Source organism: Streptomyces sp. HD (assembly GCF_028369295.1).
GTDB lineage: Bacteria > Actinomycetota > Actinomycetes > Streptomycetales > Streptomycetaceae > Streptomyces.
This window is the reverse complement of sequence record NZ_JAQMYP010000074.1, coordinates 21,992-39,106: the sequence shown is the minus strand read 5'-3', so window position 1 is coordinate 39,106 and position 17,115 is coordinate 21,992. Positions and strand designations below refer to the sequence as shown.

Annotated in this window: 15 protein-coding genes and 1 pseudogene; 4 read left to right on the top strand and 12 right to left on the bottom strand. The window is 70.7% G+C overall.

All coding sequences use genetic code 11. The features are described from left to right. Window positions 1–30: 30 nt before the first annotated feature. The 4 genes and pseudogenes from POF73_RS41795 to rimP form a co-directional block, all read right to left on the bottom strand. A pseudogene (locus tag POF73_RS41795) lies at window positions 31–1,068 on the bottom strand (translation initiation factor IF-2 N-terminal domain-containing protein); the annotation flags it as partial. Window positions 1,069–1,214: 146 nt separating this feature from the next. Further along, a complete protein-coding gene (locus tag POF73_RS41790; protein WP_272124642.1) occupies window positions 1,215–1,511 on the bottom strand; it encodes a YlxR family protein in 297 nt (98 codons plus the stop codon). A gap of 102 nt (window positions 1,512–1,613) precedes the next feature. Next, complete coding sequence (gene nusA / locus POF73_RS41785) at window positions 1,614–2,600, bottom strand: transcription termination factor NusA (protein WP_272124641.1); 987 nt, start codon at window positions 2,598–2,600, stop codon at window positions 1,614–1,616. A gap of 2 nt (window positions 2,601–2,602) precedes the next feature. Further along, window positions 2,603–3,109: a ribosome maturation factor RimP gene (rimP, locus tag POF73_RS41780; RefSeq protein WP_272124640.1), complete on the bottom strand. Its 507-nt coding sequence runs from the start codon at window positions 3,107–3,109 to the stop codon at window positions 2,603–2,605. Between the two features lie 232 nt (window positions 3,110–3,341). On the opposite strand from rimP, the gene POF73_RS41775 reads away from it, so the two are divergent. The 3 genes from POF73_RS41775 to POF73_RS41765 all read left to right on the top strand — a co-directional run bounded on the left by POF73_RS41775 (window position 3,342) and on the right by POF73_RS41765 (window position 5,386). After that, the gene (locus POF73_RS41775; protein ID WP_272124639.1) at window positions 3,342–3,938 is read left to right on the top strand and encodes a hypothetical protein; all 597 of its coding nucleotides are present in this window, start codon (window positions 3,342–3,344) and stop codon (window positions 3,936–3,938) included. After that, window positions 3,935–4,399 (top strand): ferritin-like domain-containing protein, encoded by a 465-nt coding sequence (locus POF73_RS41770; protein WP_272124638.1) that lies wholly within the window; start codon window positions 3,935–3,937, stop codon window positions 4,397–4,399. Before POF73_RS41775 ends, POF73_RS41770 begins: the two co-directional genes overlap by 4 nt. 78 nt (window positions 4,400–4,477) lie before the next feature. After that, the gene (locus POF73_RS41765) at window positions 4,478–5,386 is read left to right on the top strand and encodes an aminoglycoside phosphotransferase family protein (RefSeq protein ID WP_272124637.1); all 909 of its coding nucleotides are present in this window, start codon (window positions 4,478–4,480) and stop codon (window positions 5,384–5,386) included. 262 nt (window positions 5,387–5,648) lie between these two features. Here POF73_RS41765 and POF73_RS41760 read toward each other — a convergent pair whose 3' ends face one another. From POF73_RS41760 to POF73_RS46425, 8 genes are all read right to left on the bottom strand, one after another. After that, window positions 5,649–7,352, bottom strand: coding sequence for a proline--tRNA ligase (locus POF73_RS41760; protein ID WP_272124636.1), 1,704 nt, complete (start codon window positions 7,350–7,352; stop codon window positions 5,649–5,651). A 90-nt stretch (window positions 7,353–7,442) separates the two neighbouring features. After that, a complete protein-coding gene (locus POF73_RS41755; RefSeq protein ID WP_272124635.1) occupies window positions 7,443–8,009 on the bottom strand; it encodes a GNAT family N-acetyltransferase in 567 nt (188 codons plus the stop codon). A 27-nt stretch (window positions 8,010–8,036) separates the two neighbouring features. Further along, complete coding sequence (locus POF73_RS41750) at window positions 8,037–8,885, bottom strand: GNAT family N-acetyltransferase (protein WP_272124634.1); 849 nt, start codon at window positions 8,883–8,885, stop codon at window positions 8,037–8,039. 322 nt (window positions 8,886–9,207) lie between these two features. After that, window positions 9,208–10,365 carry a flavodoxin-dependent (E)-4-hydroxy-3-methylbut-2-enyl-diphosphate synthase gene (ispG, locus tag POF73_RS41745; protein ID WP_272124633.1) on the bottom strand — a complete coding sequence of 386 codons (1,158 nt, stop codon included), beginning with the start codon at window positions 10,363–10,365 and terminating at the stop codon, window positions 9,208–9,210. Window positions 10,366–10,568: 203 nt separating this feature from the next. Then, window positions 10,569–11,861 carry a M50 family metallopeptidase gene (locus POF73_RS41740; protein ID WP_272124646.1) on the bottom strand — a complete coding sequence of 431 codons (1,293 nt, stop codon included), beginning with the start codon at window positions 11,859–11,861 and terminating at the stop codon, window positions 10,569–10,571. An 8-nt stretch (window positions 11,862–11,869) separates the two neighbouring features. Further along, on the bottom strand, window positions 11,870–13,126 hold the full coding sequence (gene dxr, locus POF73_RS41735; protein WP_272124632.1) for a 1-deoxy-D-xylulose-5-phosphate reductoisomerase: 1,257 nt from the start codon (window positions 13,124–13,126) through the stop codon (window positions 11,870–11,872). A gap of 106 nt (window positions 13,127–13,232) precedes the next feature. Next, window positions 13,233–15,167: an acyl-CoA dehydrogenase family protein gene (locus tag POF73_RS41730; RefSeq protein WP_272124631.1), complete on the bottom strand. Its 1,935-nt coding sequence runs from the start codon at window positions 15,165–15,167 to the stop codon at window positions 13,233–13,235. A gap of 110 nt (window positions 15,168–15,277) precedes the next feature. Further along, a complete protein-coding gene (locus tag POF73_RS46425; protein ID WP_443049741.1) occupies window positions 15,278–15,820 on the bottom strand; it encodes a hypothetical protein in 543 nt (180 codons plus the stop codon). Window positions 15,821–16,064: 244 nt separating this feature from the next. Here POF73_RS46425 and POF73_RS41715 point away from each other — a divergent pair, with 244 nt between their 5' ends. After that, a complete protein-coding gene (locus POF73_RS41715; RefSeq protein ID WP_272124630.1) occupies window positions 16,065–17,078 on the top strand; it encodes a LacI family DNA-binding transcriptional regulator in 1,014 nt (337 codons plus the stop codon). Window positions 17,079–17,115: the final 37 nt, after the last annotated feature.

The window sequence follows — 17,115 nt, the reverse complement described above, 5'->3', positions numbered from 1 at the left end:
GGTCAGGTTTTTTTTTTAATTTGGGGCGGGCCCCCGCCCCCCCCCCCCCCCGCCGCCACCCGGACGACCGCCGCCACCGGGGCCGCGACCGCCGCCGCCGGGACCACGACCGCCGGGACCGCCGCCACCGGGGCGGGGACCGGCAGCGGGACGCTGCGGCATCATGCCGGGGTTCGGACGGGGGCCGCCGCCGGGACGGGGACCGCCGCCCTGCGGGCGGGGCATGCCGCCCGGGGTGGGACGGGCACCGCCCGGAGCCTGCGGACGGGGACCGCCCGACGCGCCCTGGGGACGGGGACCGCCCTGGCCCTGCGGACGCGGGGCGCCGCCGGGACGCTCACCGGGGCCACCCGGGCCACCGGGACGCGGGGCACCGCCCGGACGGGGCGCCTGCGGGCGCGCCATGCCGGTGGAGCCACCGGAGGTGAAGGGGTTGTTGCCCGGACGGGGACCGGCCGGACGGGCACCGGGACGCGGGGCCCCGCCACCCGGACGCTGAGCGCCGGGACGGTCGCCGCGGTCACCACGGCCCTGACCACCCTGACCGGGGCCACCCGGACGGGGAGCACCCGGACGCGGCGCCTGGCCACCGGGGCGCGGGGCGCCCGGACGCGGGCCGGAGCCCTGACCCTGAGACGCGGCCGGGGCGGCGGGAGCCGCCGGGGGTGCCGTGAACTCGGGCGTCGTCGGAGCCGGGGACGCCGGGGCGGGCCGCGGCGCGGGCTTCGGACCCGGGGTCGGACGGGGGCCGGGAGCGGCCGGTGCGGCGGGAGCCGCGGGCTTCTCTGCGGCGGCCGGCTTGGGGGCCGGCGGGCGCGGGGCGGCCGGACGGGCTGCCTGCGCCGGGGAGGGGGCTGCCGGACGTGCCGGGGCAGCCTTGCGGGCGGGGGCGGGCTTGCCGCCTCCGCTGCCCTGCTGGAGGGCGTCCGTCAGCTTACGGACGACGGGCGCTTCGATGGTCGAAGACGCCGAACGGACGAATTCACCGAGTTCTTGGAGCTTGGCCATGACGACCTTGCTCTCAACCCCGAACTCCTTGGCGAGTTCGTATACCCGGACCTTAGCCACTTCGCTCCTTTTAGGTCCGGTTGCGTCCGGACCGTCGCTACTTCATGGGCGTACTCATCGCGTGCTCATCGAGTGCTCATCGCAATCTCGACCTACTTCCAACTCGCGGGGTACCAGGGCCGCGCGGGGGTTCCGCGCAACGCTTCTTACGGTGTTGCCTGATCAGCAACTGTTCTCTGCTCGACGTGCCGGCGCAACGCCTTTGTGTCGAGCGCTCCCGGGGCGCGCAACGCCCGCGTGAACGCCCGGCGGCGTACCGCCTGGTCGAGACAGACCAGGGCGGGGTGTACATACGCACCCCGGCCGGGCAGCGTACCGCTTGGATCAGGGACGCACTCGTCCTTGATCGCCACGATCCGCAGCAGATCAGTCTTGGCCGCTCGCTCCCGACACCCCAGACAGGTGCGTTCAGGGCATGCGCGGGCGCGTGTCCGGCCAGACACTCTTAAGTCTACCTCCCCGTACCGACCTCACCCCTTTGGGGCAGGATTCGAACAGTTGCCGGGCGATAACCTGACGTGATCTAAGCGGCCTGCGGCTTGGATCTATTCCCCGGCCTGCTCGATGTCCGGGCGGATGTCGATCCGCCAGCCGGTCAGCCGGGCCGCAAGCCGGGCATTCTGCCCTTCCTTGCCGATCGCCAGTGACAGCTGGTAGTCGGGCACGGTCACCCGCGCGGAACGGGCCGCCATGTCCACGACCTCCACCTTGGAGACCCGCGCCGGGGACAGCGCGTTCGCCACCATCTCGGCCGGGTCGTCCGACCAGTCGACGATGTCGATCTTCTCGCCGTTCAGCTCGCCCATGACATTGCGCACCCGGCCGCCCATGGGGCCGATGCAGGCGCCCTTGGCGTTCAGACCGGAACGGGTGGACCGTACGGCGATCTTGGTGCGGTGGCCGGCCTCGCGGGCGATGGCGGCGATCTCGACGGACCCGTCGGCGATCTCCGGCACCTCCAGTGCGAAGAGCTTCTTCACCAGATTGGGGTGCGTGCGCGACAGGGTGACGGACGGGCCGCGGACGCCCTTCGCCACTCGGACGACGTACGAGCGGAGCCGCATGCCGTGCGGATACGTCTCGCCCGGGACCTGCTCCTGCACCGGCAGGATGGCCTCCAGCTTGCCGATGTCCACGAGGACGTTCTTCGGGTCGCGGCCCTGCTGGACCACGCCGGTGACGATGTCGCCCTCGCGGCCGGCGTACTCGCCGAGCGTCGCGTCGTCCTCGGCGTCGCGCAGCCGCTGCAGGATGACCTGCTTGGCGGTGGTGGCGGCGATACGGCCGAAGTCGGACGGGGTGTCGTCGAACTCCCGGGGTTCCTGGCCCTCTTCGAGGTCCTCGGGGTCTTCCTTCGCCCACACGACCACGTGCCCGGAGTCCCGGTCGAGCTTCACGCGCGCGTGGCGGTGGCTTCCCTCGGTGCGGTGGTAGGCGATGAGGAGGGCCGACTCGATCGCCTCGACCAACAGGTCGAAGGAGATCTCCTTCTCCCGTACCAAGCCCCGCAGGGCACTCATGTCGATGTCCACGGCTACGCCTCCTCTTCCTTCTCGTTCTTGCTGTCCTTGCGGTTGAACTCGACCTGCACGCGCGCCTTGTCGATGTCCGTGAACCCGAGTCTGCGGGAGGTGGCCTTGCGGCCCTTCACTCCGGGCACTTCGAGGTCGAGGCCGTCGTCGTCGACCTTCAGGATGCGGGCCACCAGTTCGCCGCCCTCGGCCAGCTGGAACTTCACCAGCCGGTCGACGGCGCGCACATAGTGCCGGTGCTCCTTGAGGGGGCGCTCGGCGCCCGGGGTGCCGACCTCAAGGGTGTACTCGCCCTCGCCCATCGCGTCCGTCTCGTCGAGCTTCGCCGAGAGCGCACGGCTCACATCGGCGATCTGGTCCAGGTCCGCCCCGGTGTCGGAGTCGACGACGACACGCAGCACGCGCTTGCGTCCGACGGAGTCCACTGCGATCTCTTCGAGATCGAGGCCCTCTGAGCTGACGAGCGGTTCCAGTAGTTCTCGCAGCCTCTCGCTCTGGGTGGTGCTCATCCGGGTGACTCCTCGGCCGCGTGTGCTGTTGTGGGATGGGTCGCGTGTCTGGTCAAAGGGTATCCGGTCGCAGAGTGTGTTGCCGTCCACCTGCATGCGAACGGCGCCGATGAGTGGTGTCGTCCGGTTGCGCGGGTACCGTGATCACGGGCCTGCGGCCCGCCGAGTTCCGCAGCTGTTCCGCGGCTGCTTCCGTAACTGCTTTCGTACGAGTTCCCCGAGGACGTCTGCCGTGCCGTACCCCCCGCCGCCGCGCTCCCCCTCGGGGCCGCGCAGAAGAACCCTGCTCGCCTCGGCCGCCGGGGCCGGCCTGCTGGTGGGCTGCTCCTCCGGGGCCGAGAACTCCAGGGACTCTGCCGGCGGCACGAGAGGCAGCCTGTCGCTCACCGAGCGGGCACGCGCGCGTGCGGCCCGGGACAGCGAGGGCCTGGTCGAGCGGTACGACGCGGTGCTCGCCGTCCATCCGGCGCTGGCGGCGCTGGTGGGGCCGTTGCGGGCGGAGGCCGTACGCCATGCGGAGGCATTCGGCGGAGGGTCTTCGGGAACCCCCGGCACCCCCGGAAACGCCGGCACGTCCGACGGCTCTTCCACGTCGTCCCAGGCGCCGGATGCCGCGACGGCGTCGCCATCGCCCTCCCCGTCGTCCGCGGGGTCCGTTCCCTCGAACGAGCGGGACGCCGTGGCCGAACTCGCCGCGGCCGAGCGGGCGCTCGCGGACCGGCGGGCGAAGGCGCTGCTCGACTTGCCGGGCGAACTGGCGCGGCTGCTGGCCTCCGTGGCGGCGGCCGGAGCGGCGCACGCGTACCTGCTGACGGAGGGGGCCAGGTGAGCGAGGCGAAGAAGCAGCGACTGACGGCTGTCCAGGCGGCGCTCGCCGCCGAGCACGCTTCGGTGTACGGGTACGGCGTCGTCGGCGGCCGGATCCGTGCGGAGCGGCGTTCGGAAGCGCGCGCGGCGTACGACGCGCACCGGGCGCGGCGGGACGCGCTGGCGCGCGAGGTACGCGATCTGGGCGCCGAGCCGGTCGCCGCGAGCGCCGCGTACGCGCTGCCGTTCCCGGTGCCGGACTCGGACGCGGCCGTCCTGCTCGCCGCCGAACTGGAGGACAGGGTGGCCGGGGTGTACTGCGACCTGGTGCGGGCAGCCGAGGGTGAGCTGCGGGGCCGGGCCGCCGAGGCGGTACGGGAGGCGGCGGTGCGGGCGGTGCGCTGGCGGGGCGAGAGCGTAGCCTTCCCTGGGCTCGCCGAGCGGGCGGGCACCGCGTCGGCATCGGTGGCGCCCAGCGCGTGACACCGACCGCAGAGCACGTACGGGCCGTACGGGCAATACGGGCAATATGGGCAGTATGGGAAGGGAACGGACTCTCGCATGGCTTTCGAACCGCCGCAGCGTCTGGTCAGGGCGCTCGGTGAGACGGCACCGGACGGTGACGACTGGTTGGAGAAGCTGCCGGAGGCGGCCCACCAGGCCGTCGCGCTACGCGAGTTGACCGTTGAGCGGGTGCAGGTGCCCGGCGGGCGCAGCAGCCTGGTGGTGTTGGTGCGGCGCGCGGACAGTACGCCCGCCGTGCTCAAGCTGGCCCCGCCCCGGTTCCGTCCGGAGAGCGAGCGGGCCGCGCTCGCGCACTGGGGTGGCCTGGGCGCCGTACAGCTTCTCGAACCGTTGGTGACCGAGGGTGTGCTGTTGCTGGAGCGGCTGCGTCCGGATCTGTCGGTGCGGTCGTTGCCGGAGGCGAAGGCGTTGCTGGAGGCGGCGGGGACGTTGCGGCGGCTGTGGGTGGAGCCGCCTGGTGGCGACGACGCGCATGTCTTCGAGACGGTGGCCGAGCGGACGGGGCGGCAGGCGGAGGCGATGCGGGTCACTGCGTCGGCGGAAGCCGAGGTTGCGGTGCTGGTCGATGCCGCGCTCGCTGCACGCGCGGAGCTGTTGGCTGCGCCACCTGAGCAGCGGTTGCTGCACGGGACGTTTCGGCAGAGCAAGGTGCTGGCGGGTGAGCGGGTGCCGTGGCTGGCGGTGGGGCCTGATCCGGTGGTCGGGGAGTGTGCGTTCGATCTGGCTCGGCTCGTGCGGGATCGGGTGGAGGACCTGATCGCCTCGCCTTCGGGGGCGGCGACCACGCGGCGGCGGGTGAAGCGGTTGGCGGAGTCGCTGGACGTGGATCAGGAGCGGTTGCGGGGGTGGACGTTGTTCCGGGCCGTGGAGTCCGGGGTGCGGGCGCTTCGGGTTGGGCGGCCGAAGGATGCCGAGTTGTTGCTGGAATTTGCCGGGTGGCTTTGAGGGGTTGTGTTCTGTCTGCGGGTGAGTGGGGGCTTGTCGCGCAGTTCCCCGCGCCCCTTCAGGGGGTTCCGCTCACCGCCAGTTTCAGAGCAAGGACCGGATGTCGGCGTCCGGCTGCATCACGCCGGTCTGGTACGCGAGACCGTACGCAAGACCGCTCCCCTCCGTAGGGACGCTGTGTCACGTCCTACGGTCGGGGAGCGGTCCGAGAAAAGCCTGTGAGGCCACTTTGGCCCCACGGAGAGCTTCCTGAAGGGTTCCGTTACGCCGTCAGGCGCGCGATCGCCTCGTCCACCGTGAGCTCCTCGCGCTCGCCGGTCCTGCGGTCCTTGAGCTCGACGACGCCCTCGGCCGCGCGCCGCCCGGCCACCAGGATCTGCGGTACGCCGATCAACTCGGAGTCGGTGAACTTCACGCCCGGCGAGACACCCGCCCGGTCGTCGCACAGGACGCGCAGACCGGCTGCCGACAGCTTCTCGGAGACGTCGAGGGCGAGTTCGGTCTGCAGCGCCTTGCCGGCGGCGACCACGTGCACGTCGGCCGGGGCGACCTCGGCGGGCCAGCACAGGCCCTTGTCGTCGGCGGTCTGCTCGGCGAGGGCCGCGACGGCGCGGGAGACGCCGATGCCGTAGGAGCCCATGGTGACGCGGACCGGCTTGCCGTTCTGGCCGAGAACGTCGAGCTTCAGCGCGTCCGCGTACTTGCGGCCCAGCTGGAAGATGTGGCCGATCTCGATGGCACGGTCCAGCTTGAGGCCGGTGCCGCAGTTCGGGCAGGGGTCGCCCTCCTGCACGACGACGACGTCGACGTACTCGTCGACCTCGAAGTCACGGCCCGCGACGACGTACTTCGCGTGCATGCCCTCCTTGTTGGCACCGGTGATCCAGGAGGTGCCGGGGGCCACGCGCGGGTCGGCGAGGTACTTGACCTTCTCCCCCAGGCCCTGCGGGCCGACGTAGCCGCGCACCAGCTCCCGGTTCTCCGCGAAGTCCGCCTCGGTGACCATCTCGACGACGGCCGGGGCGAAGTGCGCCTCGACCTTGTCCATGTCGACCTCGCGGTCGCCGGGGACACCGACGGCGACGATCTCGCCGTCGACCTTGACGAGGAGGTTCTTCAGGGTGTCGGAGGCCTGGACGCCGAGGTGGGCGGCGAGGGTCTCGATGGTCGGGGTGTCGGGGGTCGGGATCTCTTCGAGGGCGGGTACGTCCGCCGCATCCACGGCCTTGAGCTCGTACGAGATCGCCTCGGTGTTGGCCGCGAAGTCGCAGTTCGGACAGTCCGCGAAGGTGTCCTCGCCGGCGCCGGCCGGGGCGAGGAACTCCTCCGACTTGGAGCCGCCCATCGCACCGGCGGTCGCGGCGCAGATGCGGTAGTCGAGGCCGAGGCGCTCGAAGACGCGCTGGTAGGCCTGGCGGTGCAGGGCGTAGGACCGGGCGAGGCCCTCGTCCTCCGTGTCGAAGGAGTAGGAGTCCTTCATCAGGAACTCGCGGCCGCGCAGGATGCCGGCCCGGGGGCGGGCCTCGTCGCGGTACTTGTGCTGGATCTGGTAGAGGATGACCGGCAGGTCCTTGTAGGAGGACGCCTGGTCCTTCACCAGCAGGGTGAAGATCTCCTCGTGGGTCGGGCCGAGCAGGTAGTCGCCGCCCTTGCGGTCCTGGAGGCGGAACAGCTCGGCGCCGTACTCGTCCCAGCGGCCGGTCGCCTCGTACGGCTCGCGCGGCAGCAGGGCGGGGAGCAGCACCTCCTGGGCGCCGATGGCGTCCATCTCCTCGCGGACGATGCGCTCCACGTTGGCGAGGACCCGCTTGCCGAGGGGCAGCCAGGACCAGATGCCGGCCGCCGTGCGGCGGACGTAGCCGGCCCGGACGAGCAGTTTGTGGCTGAGGACCTCGGCGTCCGCCGGGTCATCGCGCAGCGTCTTGGCCATCAACTGGGACATGCGCTGGACCGGTGCGTTCGCCATCGTTCTCGTACTCCTGCCGGGTTTGGGTTATGGCAGGAGGTTAGCCGGGTGGTACGGGGCGGCGGAAATCGATTGGCGGCCGGGCAGCGCCTATCCGCGGCGCAGCGGGAGCGGTGCGCCCATCACGGCGTACGGCTTCGGGGCGCTGGGGAACAGGACCTGGCGGGCGAGGTCCTGGTAGCCGAGGGAGCGGTAGAGGCCGCGGGCCGGGCTGTCGACGTCGATCGCCGAGAGGATCGAGCGGGGTTCGGCGGCGCCGTCGGTGATCGTGGTGATCAGGGAGCGGCCGAGGCCCCGGTTCTGGTAGCCGGGGTGGACGTGGAGTTCGGTGATGACGAAGGAGTCGTCGAGCCAGGCGTCGTGGCCCTGGGCCCGCAGGTACGGCTCGACGACGGTGGACCACCAGTGGGTGCGGTCGTTGGGCATGCCGTAGACGAATCCGACGAGCATGCCGCCGGTGGTCGCGCCGAGGGCTCTCGCTCCCGGGTAGGTCATGTGGCGCAGGACGATCTGGCGGCGTACGGCTACCTCGTCGGGACCGAGGCCGAATGCCACGGCTTGGACGGCCAGGGCCTCGTCCACGCGGGCCGAGAGGTCAAGGCGGCCGATCACGATGTCGTCTGGCCGCAGGCGGTGTCCGTGACCGGGAAGGCGCATGTGGGGAGCCTACAGGGGGGGTCCGGGTCAGAAGAGGATGCTCATGAAGGCGCCGACCTCCTGGAATCCCACCCTGGTGTACGTCCTTCTCGCCGCCGTGTTGAAGTCGTTGACGTACAGGCTCACCACCGGGGCCACGTCCGCCAGGGCGTAGCGCAGTACGGCTGCCATGCCGGGCGCCGCCAGGCCCTGGCCGCGGTATTCGGGGGCCACCCAGACGCCCTGGATCTGGCAGGCGCGGTCGGTGGCGGCGCCGATCTCGGCCTTGAAGGCGACCTTGCCGTCCTGGTCGAGGCGGGCGAAGGAGCGGCCGGATCCGACGAGTTCGGCGACGCGGGCCTGGTAGAGCAGGCCGCCGTCGCCGGCCATGGGCGATACGCCGACCTCTTCGGTGAACATCGCCACGCAGGCCGGCATGATCGTGTCCATCTCGTCCTTGCGGATGCGGCGGACGTACGGATCAGGGGTGATGTCGGCCGGCATGCGGTCGGTGACCATGAGGGGCTGGTGGGCGCGGACCTCGCGGGCCGGGCCCCAGCCGGGTTCCAGCAGGCGCCACAGCTGGGCGGTGGATTCGGCGGGGCCGACGATGGAGGAGCAGCGCCGGCCCGCGCGCCTGGCCCGGTCGGCGAAGGCCCGCACCGCTCGCGGGGTCGCGCAGATCGGGACGAGGTTGGCGCCCGCGTAGCACAGGGACGTGAGCATGCCGCCCTCGTACCAGCCCCACATCTCGCCGCCGAGGCGCCAGGGGTCGAGACCGGCGATCTGGACCCGGGACGTCACGAAGGCGTTCGCGACCGGCTCGCGGTCGAGGACGGCGAGCGCGGCGTCCAGGTCGCTCGGTTCGAGCACCCGTGAGGTGGTCTGGGTCAACAAGTGCGGGGGCCCTCCGGGGGAACTGCTGGTCTCCGCACTGTACCTGTGGAAGCTGAGGCACGCCGCCCTGTGGCTGCGCCGCTGGGCCGGGCGACTGTCGGCTCGGGCCGCTGGGAGGGTTCGCGGCTGCGGGTAGTGGGGGCTGGTCGCGCCCACGCGGCGGAGCCGCATGTCGACAACTGCCCCGCACCCCTTGGGGGCCTGCGGCCCACCACCAGCCCGTCCGGCGTTCGAGGACGGGGCCGGTCAGGCCGAAGTGGGGGTCCGGGGGCGGCAGCCCCCCGGGGACGGGACGGGCAGGGGCGGCGGGGGCGAACCCTTCTCAGCCCGCCACCGCGACCGACGGCTCGCCGCTTGCCACCCCGTCCGCCTCCATCTGCTCGGCGATCTTCATCGCCTCCTCGATGAGGGTCTCCACGATCTTGGACTCGGGGACGGTCTTGATGACCTCGCCCTTGACGAAGATCTGCCCCTTGCCGTTGCCGGAGGCGACGCCGAGGTCGGCCTCGCGGGCCTCGCCGGGGCCGTTCACGACACAGCCCATGACGGCGACGCGGAGCGGGACCTCCATGCCGGTCAGGCCCGCCGTGACCTCCTCGGCCAGCTTGTAGACGTCGACCTGGGCACGGCCGCAGGACGGGCAGGAGACGATCTCCAGGCCGCGCTGCTTGAGGTTCAGGGACTCCAGGATCTGGTTGCCGACCTTGACCTCCTCCACGGGCGGCGCGGAGAGGGAGACGCGGATCGTGTCACCGATGCCCTGAGAGAGGAGGGCGCCGAAGGCGACCGCGCTCTTGATCGTGCCCTGGAACGCCGGGCCCGCCTCGGTCACGCCGAGGTGCAGGGGGTAGTCGCACTGTTCGGCGAGCAGCTGGTAGGCCCTGACCATCACGACCGGGTCGTTGTGCTTGACGGAGATCTTGATGTCCCGGAAGTCGTGCTCCTCGAAGAGCGACGCCTCCCACAGGGCCGACTCGACCAGTGCCTCGGGCGTCGCCTTGCCGTACTTCTGGAGCAGGCGCCGGTCCAGCGAACCCGCGTTGACGCCGATGCGGATCGGGGTGCCGTGGTCGTTGGCGGCCCGCGCGATCTCCTTGACCTTGTCGTCGAACTGCTTGATGTTGCCGGGGTTGACGCGGACCGCGGCGCAGCCGGCCTCGATGGCCGCGAAGACGTACTTCGGCTGGAAGTGGATGTCCGCGATCACCGGGATCTGGGACTTGCGGGCGATGGTCGCCAGGGCGTCGGCGTCGTCCTGCGTGGGGCACGCCACCCGCACGATCTGGCAGCCGGAGGCCGTGAGCTCGGCGATCTGCTGGAGGGTGGCGCCGATGTCCGACGTACGCGTCGTCGTCATGGACTGGACCGAGACCGGCGCGTCCCCGCCGACCGCCACGGATCCGACCTGGATCTGACGGCTTTGCCGGCGCTCGGCGAGCTTGGTCGGAACGGACGGCATGCCGAGAGAAATCGCAGTCATCTGCTGTGCAACCCCAAGTCGTGGATCAAGGTCCGGTCCCGTCAGCAGCGGGCTCCAGGCTTCGAGATTACGGCACAGGGCCTCAGCCCAGCACTCCCCCACCTCGAACCCACTCGGCGGGGGGACCCCCATCGCCCTGTAAACCCACTCAATGGAAGGCGGCCCGGGATATATGATCCCGGGCCGCCTCGAACACCGTGTGACTAGGAGATTCTGACCGGGTTAACGACGTCCGCGACCAGCACGAGCAGCGTGAAGCAGATGAAGATCCCGGCGACCACGTAAGCCACCGGCATGAGCTTCGCCACGTCGAACGGACCCGGGTCCGGGCGGCGCAGCACCTTGGCAAGGTTGCGGCGCAGCGCCTCCCACAGGGCGCCCGCGATATGGCCGCCGTCGAGCGGCAGCAGCGGGAGCATGTTGAAGAGGAAGAGCGAGAGGTTGAAGCCGGCCAGCAGGAAGACGAACGTCGCCAGTTGCTGCGAGGCCGGGATGTCCAGTGTCGCGATCTCGCCGCTGACCCTCGCCGCGCCGACGATGCCCATCGGGGAGTCCGGCTCGCGCTCGCCGTCACCGAACGCCGCGTCCCACAGGGCGGGGATCTTCGAGGGCAGGGCCACCAGGGAGTCGACGGCGTCGCCGACCCGGTCGGTCATCCAGCTGACCGAGTCGCCGAAGTCCTGTTTGACGACGCCGGTGGCCGAGCTGAAGCCGAGGAAGCCGGCCTTGACGTACTCGCCCTCGACATAGGCTCCGCCGGCGTCCTTCTTCACCACCCGGTTGGTGGCGATCTTCGCCTCCAGGGTCACCTGCTCACCCTTGCGGTCGACGACGATCGGCACCTGCTTGCCGGCGCTGTCGCGGATGAGGTCGGAGAGGGTGTTCCAGTCGTCGGTCCGGACCCCGGCGAAGGAGACGATCTTGTCGCCGGCCTTCATGCCCGCGGCCGCGGCCGGGGACTGGGGGTCGGACGCCTTGCACTCGTCGCGGTTCTCGGTCTGCGCGATGACGCACGGGGAGACCGAACTCACGGTGGTGGTCTGCTGCTGTATGCCGAAGCCCATCAGCACGGTGAGGAACAGGCCAAACGCGAGGACCAGGTTCATGAAGGGGCCCGCGAACATCACGATCACGCGCTTCCAGGGCTTGCGCGTGTAGAAGAGGCGGGTCTCGTCACCCGGCTTGAGCTCCTCGAACGCGGCCGAGCGGGCGTCCTCGATCATGCCGCGCCAGGGCGAGGTGGAGCGGGCCTCCAGCTTGCCGTCGGGGCCGGGCGGGAACATGCCGATCATGCGGATGTAGCCGCCGAACGGGATCGCCTTGACGCCGTACTCGGTGTCCCCCTTCTTCCGCGACCAGATCGTCGGGCCGAAGCCGACCATGTACTGCGGCACGCGGATGCCGAACAGCTTGGCCGTGGACAGGTGGCCCAGCTCGTGCCATGCGATCGAGGCGAGCAGCCCGACCGCGAACAGCACTATGCCGAGGATGAACATCAGGGTCGTCATGCACGGGCCTCCGCCGTGTGTGCAGCCAGTTCCCGGGCCCGCCTGCGTGCCCAGGTCTCCGCTTCGAGGACGTCCGCGACGGTCAGGGAAGTTCCCGCACGGGGCGTGCCGTGCTCCTCCACCACCCGTGTCACGGTCTCCATGATCCCGTTGAACGGCAGCGCGCCGGCCCGGAAGGCCTCGACGCACTCCTCGTTGGCCGCATTGAACACCGCGGGTGCCGTGCCCGCGAGCTCACCCACCCGACGGGCCAGGTCGACCGACGGGAACGCGTCGTTGTCGAGCGGGAAGAACTCCCAGGTCGACGCCTTGCTCCAGTCGAACGTGGGCGCGGCGTCGGGGATGCGCTCCGGCCAGCCGAGGCCGATGGCGATCGGTCCGCGCATGTCGGGGGGCGTCGCCTGGGCGATCGTGGATCCGTCCGTGAACTCAACCATCGAGTGAACATACGACTGGGGATGCACGACCACCTCAATGCGGTCGAAGGAAATGTCGTAGAGCAGATGCGCCTCGATGACCTCCAGCCCCTTGTTGACGAGGGTCGCGGAGTTGATCGTGATGACCGGGCCCATGGCCCAGGTGGGGTGCGCGAGGGCGTCCTCGACGGTCACGTTCGCCAGCTCGGACTTCGTACGGCCGCGGAAGGGGCCGCCGGAGGCGGTCACCACGAGTTTGCGCACGTCCGCGCGCGAGCCGGACGCCAGCGCCTGGAACAGGGCAGCGTGCTCGGAGTCGACCGGGATGATCTGCCCGGGCTTGGCGAGCGCCTTGACCAGCGGGCCGCCGACGATCAGGGACTCCTTGTTGGCGAGCGCGAGGGTGCGGCCCGCCTCCAGGGCGGCGAGGGTGGGCGCGAGGCCGATGGAGCCGGTGATGCCGTTGAGGACGGTGTGGCAGTCGGAGGCGGCGACCTGGGTGGCCGCGTCGGGGCCGGCCAGGATCTCGGGGAGCGGCTCCCCCGTGCCGTACTGGGCCGTCAGGGCCTCACGCAGCGCCGGTACGACGTCCTCGCGGGCGACCGCGACGGTCCGTGCCTTCAGCCGGTACGCCTGCTCGGCGAGGAGGGCGACCCGGCCGCCGTTGGCGGACAGGGCGGTGACCCGGAACCGGTCGGGATTGCGCAGCACGAGATCGATGGCCTGGGTGCCGATCGAGCCGGTGGAGCCGAGGATCACCACGTCCTTGGGGCCGTCGCCCGCAACAGGGTCGTAGACGAGATGCGGGTCGGCGAGAGGGGCTGGACTGTCGCTCATCCCCCCATTGTGGCCGCAACGGCCGACGGGCAGGACAGGGCGTCCCCGTCGGCGGGTAACAGGATGGTGAGGGGTCACTGCGGGCAGTGACCCCTCGGGGTGTCCGTCACCTGATCGGACGGTGCACGTTCTCCCGCTCGCTCGGGCCCGGGGTCGCGTCCGCGATCCACACGCCGCCGTCGTCCGAGGGGTCGACGATGCCCTGCTCCAGCCACTCGTACGTGCCCGACATCACGCCCTTGACCACCTTGCGGTCGAGGTCGTCGGTGTTGGACCACAGCCGTCCGAACAGTTCCTCCACGCGCAGGCGTGCCTGGCGGCAGAAGGCGTCGGCCAGCTGGTAGGCCTCGCGGCCGTGCTCGCCCTGGGCGCGCAGGTGCTCGGCGCGGACGCAGGCCGCGCTCATCGCGAACAGTTCGGCGCCGATGTCGACGACCCGGCCGAGGAAGCCCTGCTTGGTCTCCATCCGGCCCTGCCAGCGGGACATGCCGTAGAAGGTGGAGCGGGCCAGCTTGCGCGATGTGCGTTCGACGTAGCGCAGGTGCCCAGACAGGTCCACTCCGCGCTTGAACTCGCCGTACGAATACGGCAGTTGGCCCTGGCCGGCGACCAGTTTCGGCAGCCACTTGGCGTAGAAGACACCGGCGTTCGCGCCCGCCTTCGCCTTGTCCTGGAGGGACTTGTCGGGGTCGATGAGGTCACCGGCGACCGAGAGGTGGGCGTCGACGGCCTCGCGGGCGATCAGGAGGTGCATGATCTCCGTCGAGCCCTCGAAGATGCGGTTGATGCGCAGGTCGCGCAGGACCTGTTCGGCGGGGACGCCACGCTCGCCGCGCGCCCTGAGCGAGTCGGCGGTCTCGAAGCCGCGGCCGCCGCGGATCTGGACGAGCTCGTCGGCGATGAGCCAGGCCATCTCGGAGGCGTACAGCTTGGCGAGGGCGCCTTCGATGCGGATGTCGTTGCGGTCCTCGTCGGCCATCTGCGAGGCGAGGTCGGTGACGGCCTCCAGCGCGAAGGTGGTGGCGGCGATGAAGGAGATCTTCGAGCCGACGGCCTCGTGGTGGGCGAGCGGCTTGCCCCACTGCTCGCGCGCCGCCGACCACTCGCGGGCGATCTTCAGGCACCACTTGCCGGCCGCGACGCAGGACGCTGGCAGCGAGAGCCGCCCGGTGTTCAGCGTCGTCAGCGCGATCTTCAGGCCGGCGCCCTCGGGGCCGATGCGGTTGGCGGCGGGGACGCGGACCTGGTGGAAGCGGGTGACGCCGTTCTCGATGCCGCGCAGGCCCATGAAGGCGTTGCGGTTCTCGACGGTGACGCCGGGCGAGTTGGTCTCCACGACGAAGGCGGTGATGCCGCCCTTGTGCCCCTCGGACTTCGGCACCCGTGCCATGACGACGAGGAGGTCGGCGACGACGCCGTTGGTCGTCCACAGCTTGACCCCGTCGAGGACGTAGTCGTTCCCGTCCGGTACGGCGGAGGTGGCGAGGCGGGCCGGGTCGGAGCCGACGTCGGGCTCGGTCAGCAGAAAGGCGCTGATGTCGGTGCGGGCGCAGCGCGGCAGGAACAGTTCCTTCTGCTCGGGTGTGCCGAACAGTTTGAGCGGCTGCGGTACGCCGATCGACTGGTGGGCCGACAGCAGTACGCCGATCGCCGCGGAGGCCGAGCCGGCCAGGGTGAGGGCCTTGTTGTAGTAGACCTGGGTGAGGCCGAGCCCGCCGTACTTGGTGTCGATCTTCATGCCGAAGGCGCCGAGTTCCTTCAGCCCGGCGATCACCTCGTCGGGGATGCGGGACTCGCGCTCGATGAGGGCGCCGTCGACCTTGGTCTCGATGAAGTCGCGCAGTTTGGCGAGGAACTCCTCGCCGCGCTGGGTGGCCTCGTCGGTGGGCATCGGGTGCGGGTGGATGAGGTCGAGGCGGAAGCGGCCGAGGAACAGCTCCTTGGCGAAGCTGGGCTTGCGCCAGTCCTGTTCGCGGGCTGCCTCCGCCACTTGGCGGGCCTCACGTTCGGTGACGGTGGGTTTCGGGGGTGCTGCGGACATGAGGCTCACCTCGCCGCGAATCGGGATCATGGGCCGTTTGGTTACCGACGGGTGCTACCCGATCGTATGTACCCGATTAGGGGCGAGCCCACCACCCCGCGTGCAACCGTTCAGCCGATGTCGACCGAGTAGGCCCTGGTGTCGAGTCGGCCCGTGCCCTTGAAGACCTCGGTGCCGGCCTCGATACCGGAGACGTACTTGTCGTTGGTCAGCAGTTTGCGCCGGACGAGTGCCTGGGTGAAGTCGTCGAGGTTCAGGGTGGCCCTGGTGGTGTCGGCGCTGCGGGCTAAGGAGTGGACCTTCCAGCCGATGTCGCCCTCGTAGATGTCCCGCATCGCGCCGCCGATGCTGACGCCGGCGGCCTTGGTTCCCAGAGCGGGCCCGCGCCGCCCTGGCGGTTGAGCCAGATCATGATCTCGCCGGTGGGCTGGTCCTGCCGGTCCGCGGCGTTCTTGGTGTGCGGCCAGAGGTCGTAGGCGACGTTCATGGTGCCGGGGTCGGAGCTGACCGAGAAGTCCCAGCTCGTCCTTGCCGGTGCCGCTGTTGGCGAGGCTGTAGTTCGTGCCCCAGGAGATCGTCGAACCCGAGCGGGAGTTGTCCCAGACGCACTGGGTGCCGGTGTACTTCCCCTTGTTACAGAGGTTGTTGTTCACGTAGTACTTGCCGAGGGTGATCGTGTCGAAGGCCGCGCACTTCTTGCCCGACTCGCCCGCCTGGGCGCCGACCGCCGGGAGGTTGCCCCGACGGCGCCGACGTCCTCGTATGAGAAATACTGTCGAAGCGCTTCGACAAACTCTGGACACCCGAGCGCGCCAGAGTTAGTGTCGAACCACCCTCACACCCGCCCCTGTTCCCACTGCGCACTGTCGAAGCGCTTCACAAAGCTTGGAGAGCTGGATGGTCACCCTCGCCGAGGTCGCCCAGCACGCCGGAGTCTCGGCGAGCACGGTGAGCTATGTCCTCAGCGGCAAGCGGTCCATCTCCGCGACCACCCGGACGCGGGTCGAGCAGAGCATCCGCGAGCTCGGCTACCACCCGAACGCGGGGGCCCGCGCCCTGGCCAGCAGCAGGTCGAACATCATCGCGCTGATGATCCCGCTGCGCACCGACATGTATGTGCCGGTGATGATGGAGATCGCCATCGCGGTGGCCACCACGGCCCGTACGCACGGCTACGACGTCCTGCTGCTGACCGGCGAGGAGGGCCCCGACGCCGTGCGCCGGGTCACCGGCAGCGGGCTCGCCGACGCGATGATCCTGATGGACGTCCAGCTGGACGACGAGCGGCTGCCGCTGCTGCGGGACACCGACCAGCCGTCCGTGCTGATCGGGCTGCCGGCCGACACCACCGGGCTGACCTGCGTCGACCTCGACTTCAGGGCGACGGGCGCGCTGTGTGTGGAGCATCTGGCGATGCTGGGGCACCGCGACATCGCTGTCATCGGCGAGGCACCGGCCGTCTACGAGCGGCACACCGGTTTCGCCGAGCGCACGCTCGACGGGCTCCGGATGCGTTCCCAGGAGCTGGGGATGCGGCTGCTGCACCGGCCCTGCGAGGGCGGGTACGACGCGATGGCCGTCACCCTCGCCCGGATCCTCGACGAGCGGCCGAGCACCACCGGGTTCGTCGTGCAGAACGAGTCGGCGGTCGAGCCGCTGCTCGCCCTGCTGCGCCAGCAGGGCCGTGCCGTGCACGAGGACGTGTCGGTGGTCGGCATCTGCCCCGACCAGGTCGCCACCCAGGCCTCGGTGCGGCTGACGTCGGTCTCCATCCCGGCGCAGGAGATGGGCCGGCATGCCGTGGAGCAGCTCGTCGCCAAGCTGGACGGCCGCGGGAGCGACGAAGTCGTCCTGATCGCACCCGAGTTGACGGTCCGGGCGAGCACGGGCCCGGCGCCCAGCCACTCGTAGGCCTTCACTCCTCTCCGCCCCTTCCCGCACCGCGGCC

Excerpts from the sequence above, each read along its gene's own strand:
- POF73_RS41740 (WP_272124646.1), bottom strand. The coding sequence starts at position 11,861 with ATGTTCATCCTCGGCATAGTGCTGTTCGCGGTCGGGCTGCTCGCCTCG.
- rimP (WP_272124640.1), bottom strand. The coding sequence starts at position 3,109 with ATGAGCACCACCCAGAGCGAGAGGCTGCGAGAACTACTGGAACCGCTC.
- POF73_RS41755 (WP_272124635.1), bottom strand. The coding sequence starts at position 8,009 with ATGCGCCTTCCCGGTCACGGACACCGCCTGCGGCCAGACGACATCGTG.
- POF73_RS41765 (WP_272124637.1), top strand. The coding sequence starts at position 4,478 with ATGGCTTTCGAACCGCCGCAGCGTCTGGTCAGGGCGCTCGGTGAGACG.
- dxr (WP_272124632.1), bottom strand. The coding sequence starts at position 13,126 with ATGAGCGACAGTCCAGCCCCTCTCGCCGACCCGCATCTCGTCTACGAC.
- POF73_RS41730 (WP_272124631.1), bottom strand. The coding sequence starts at position 15,167 with ATGTCCGCAGCACCCCCGAAACCCACCGTCACCGAACGTGAGGCCCGC.
- ispG (WP_272124633.1), bottom strand. The coding sequence starts at position 10,365 with ATGACTGCGATTTCTCTCGGCATGCCGTCCGTTCCGACCAAGCTCGCC.
- POF73_RS41760 (WP_272124636.1), bottom strand. The coding sequence starts at position 7,352 with ATGGCGAACGCACCGGTCCAGCGCATGTCCCAGTTGATGGCCAAGACG.
- POF73_RS41715 (WP_272124630.1), top strand. The coding sequence starts at position 16,065 with ATGGTCACCCTCGCCGAGGTCGCCCAGCACGCCGGAGTCTCGGCGAGC.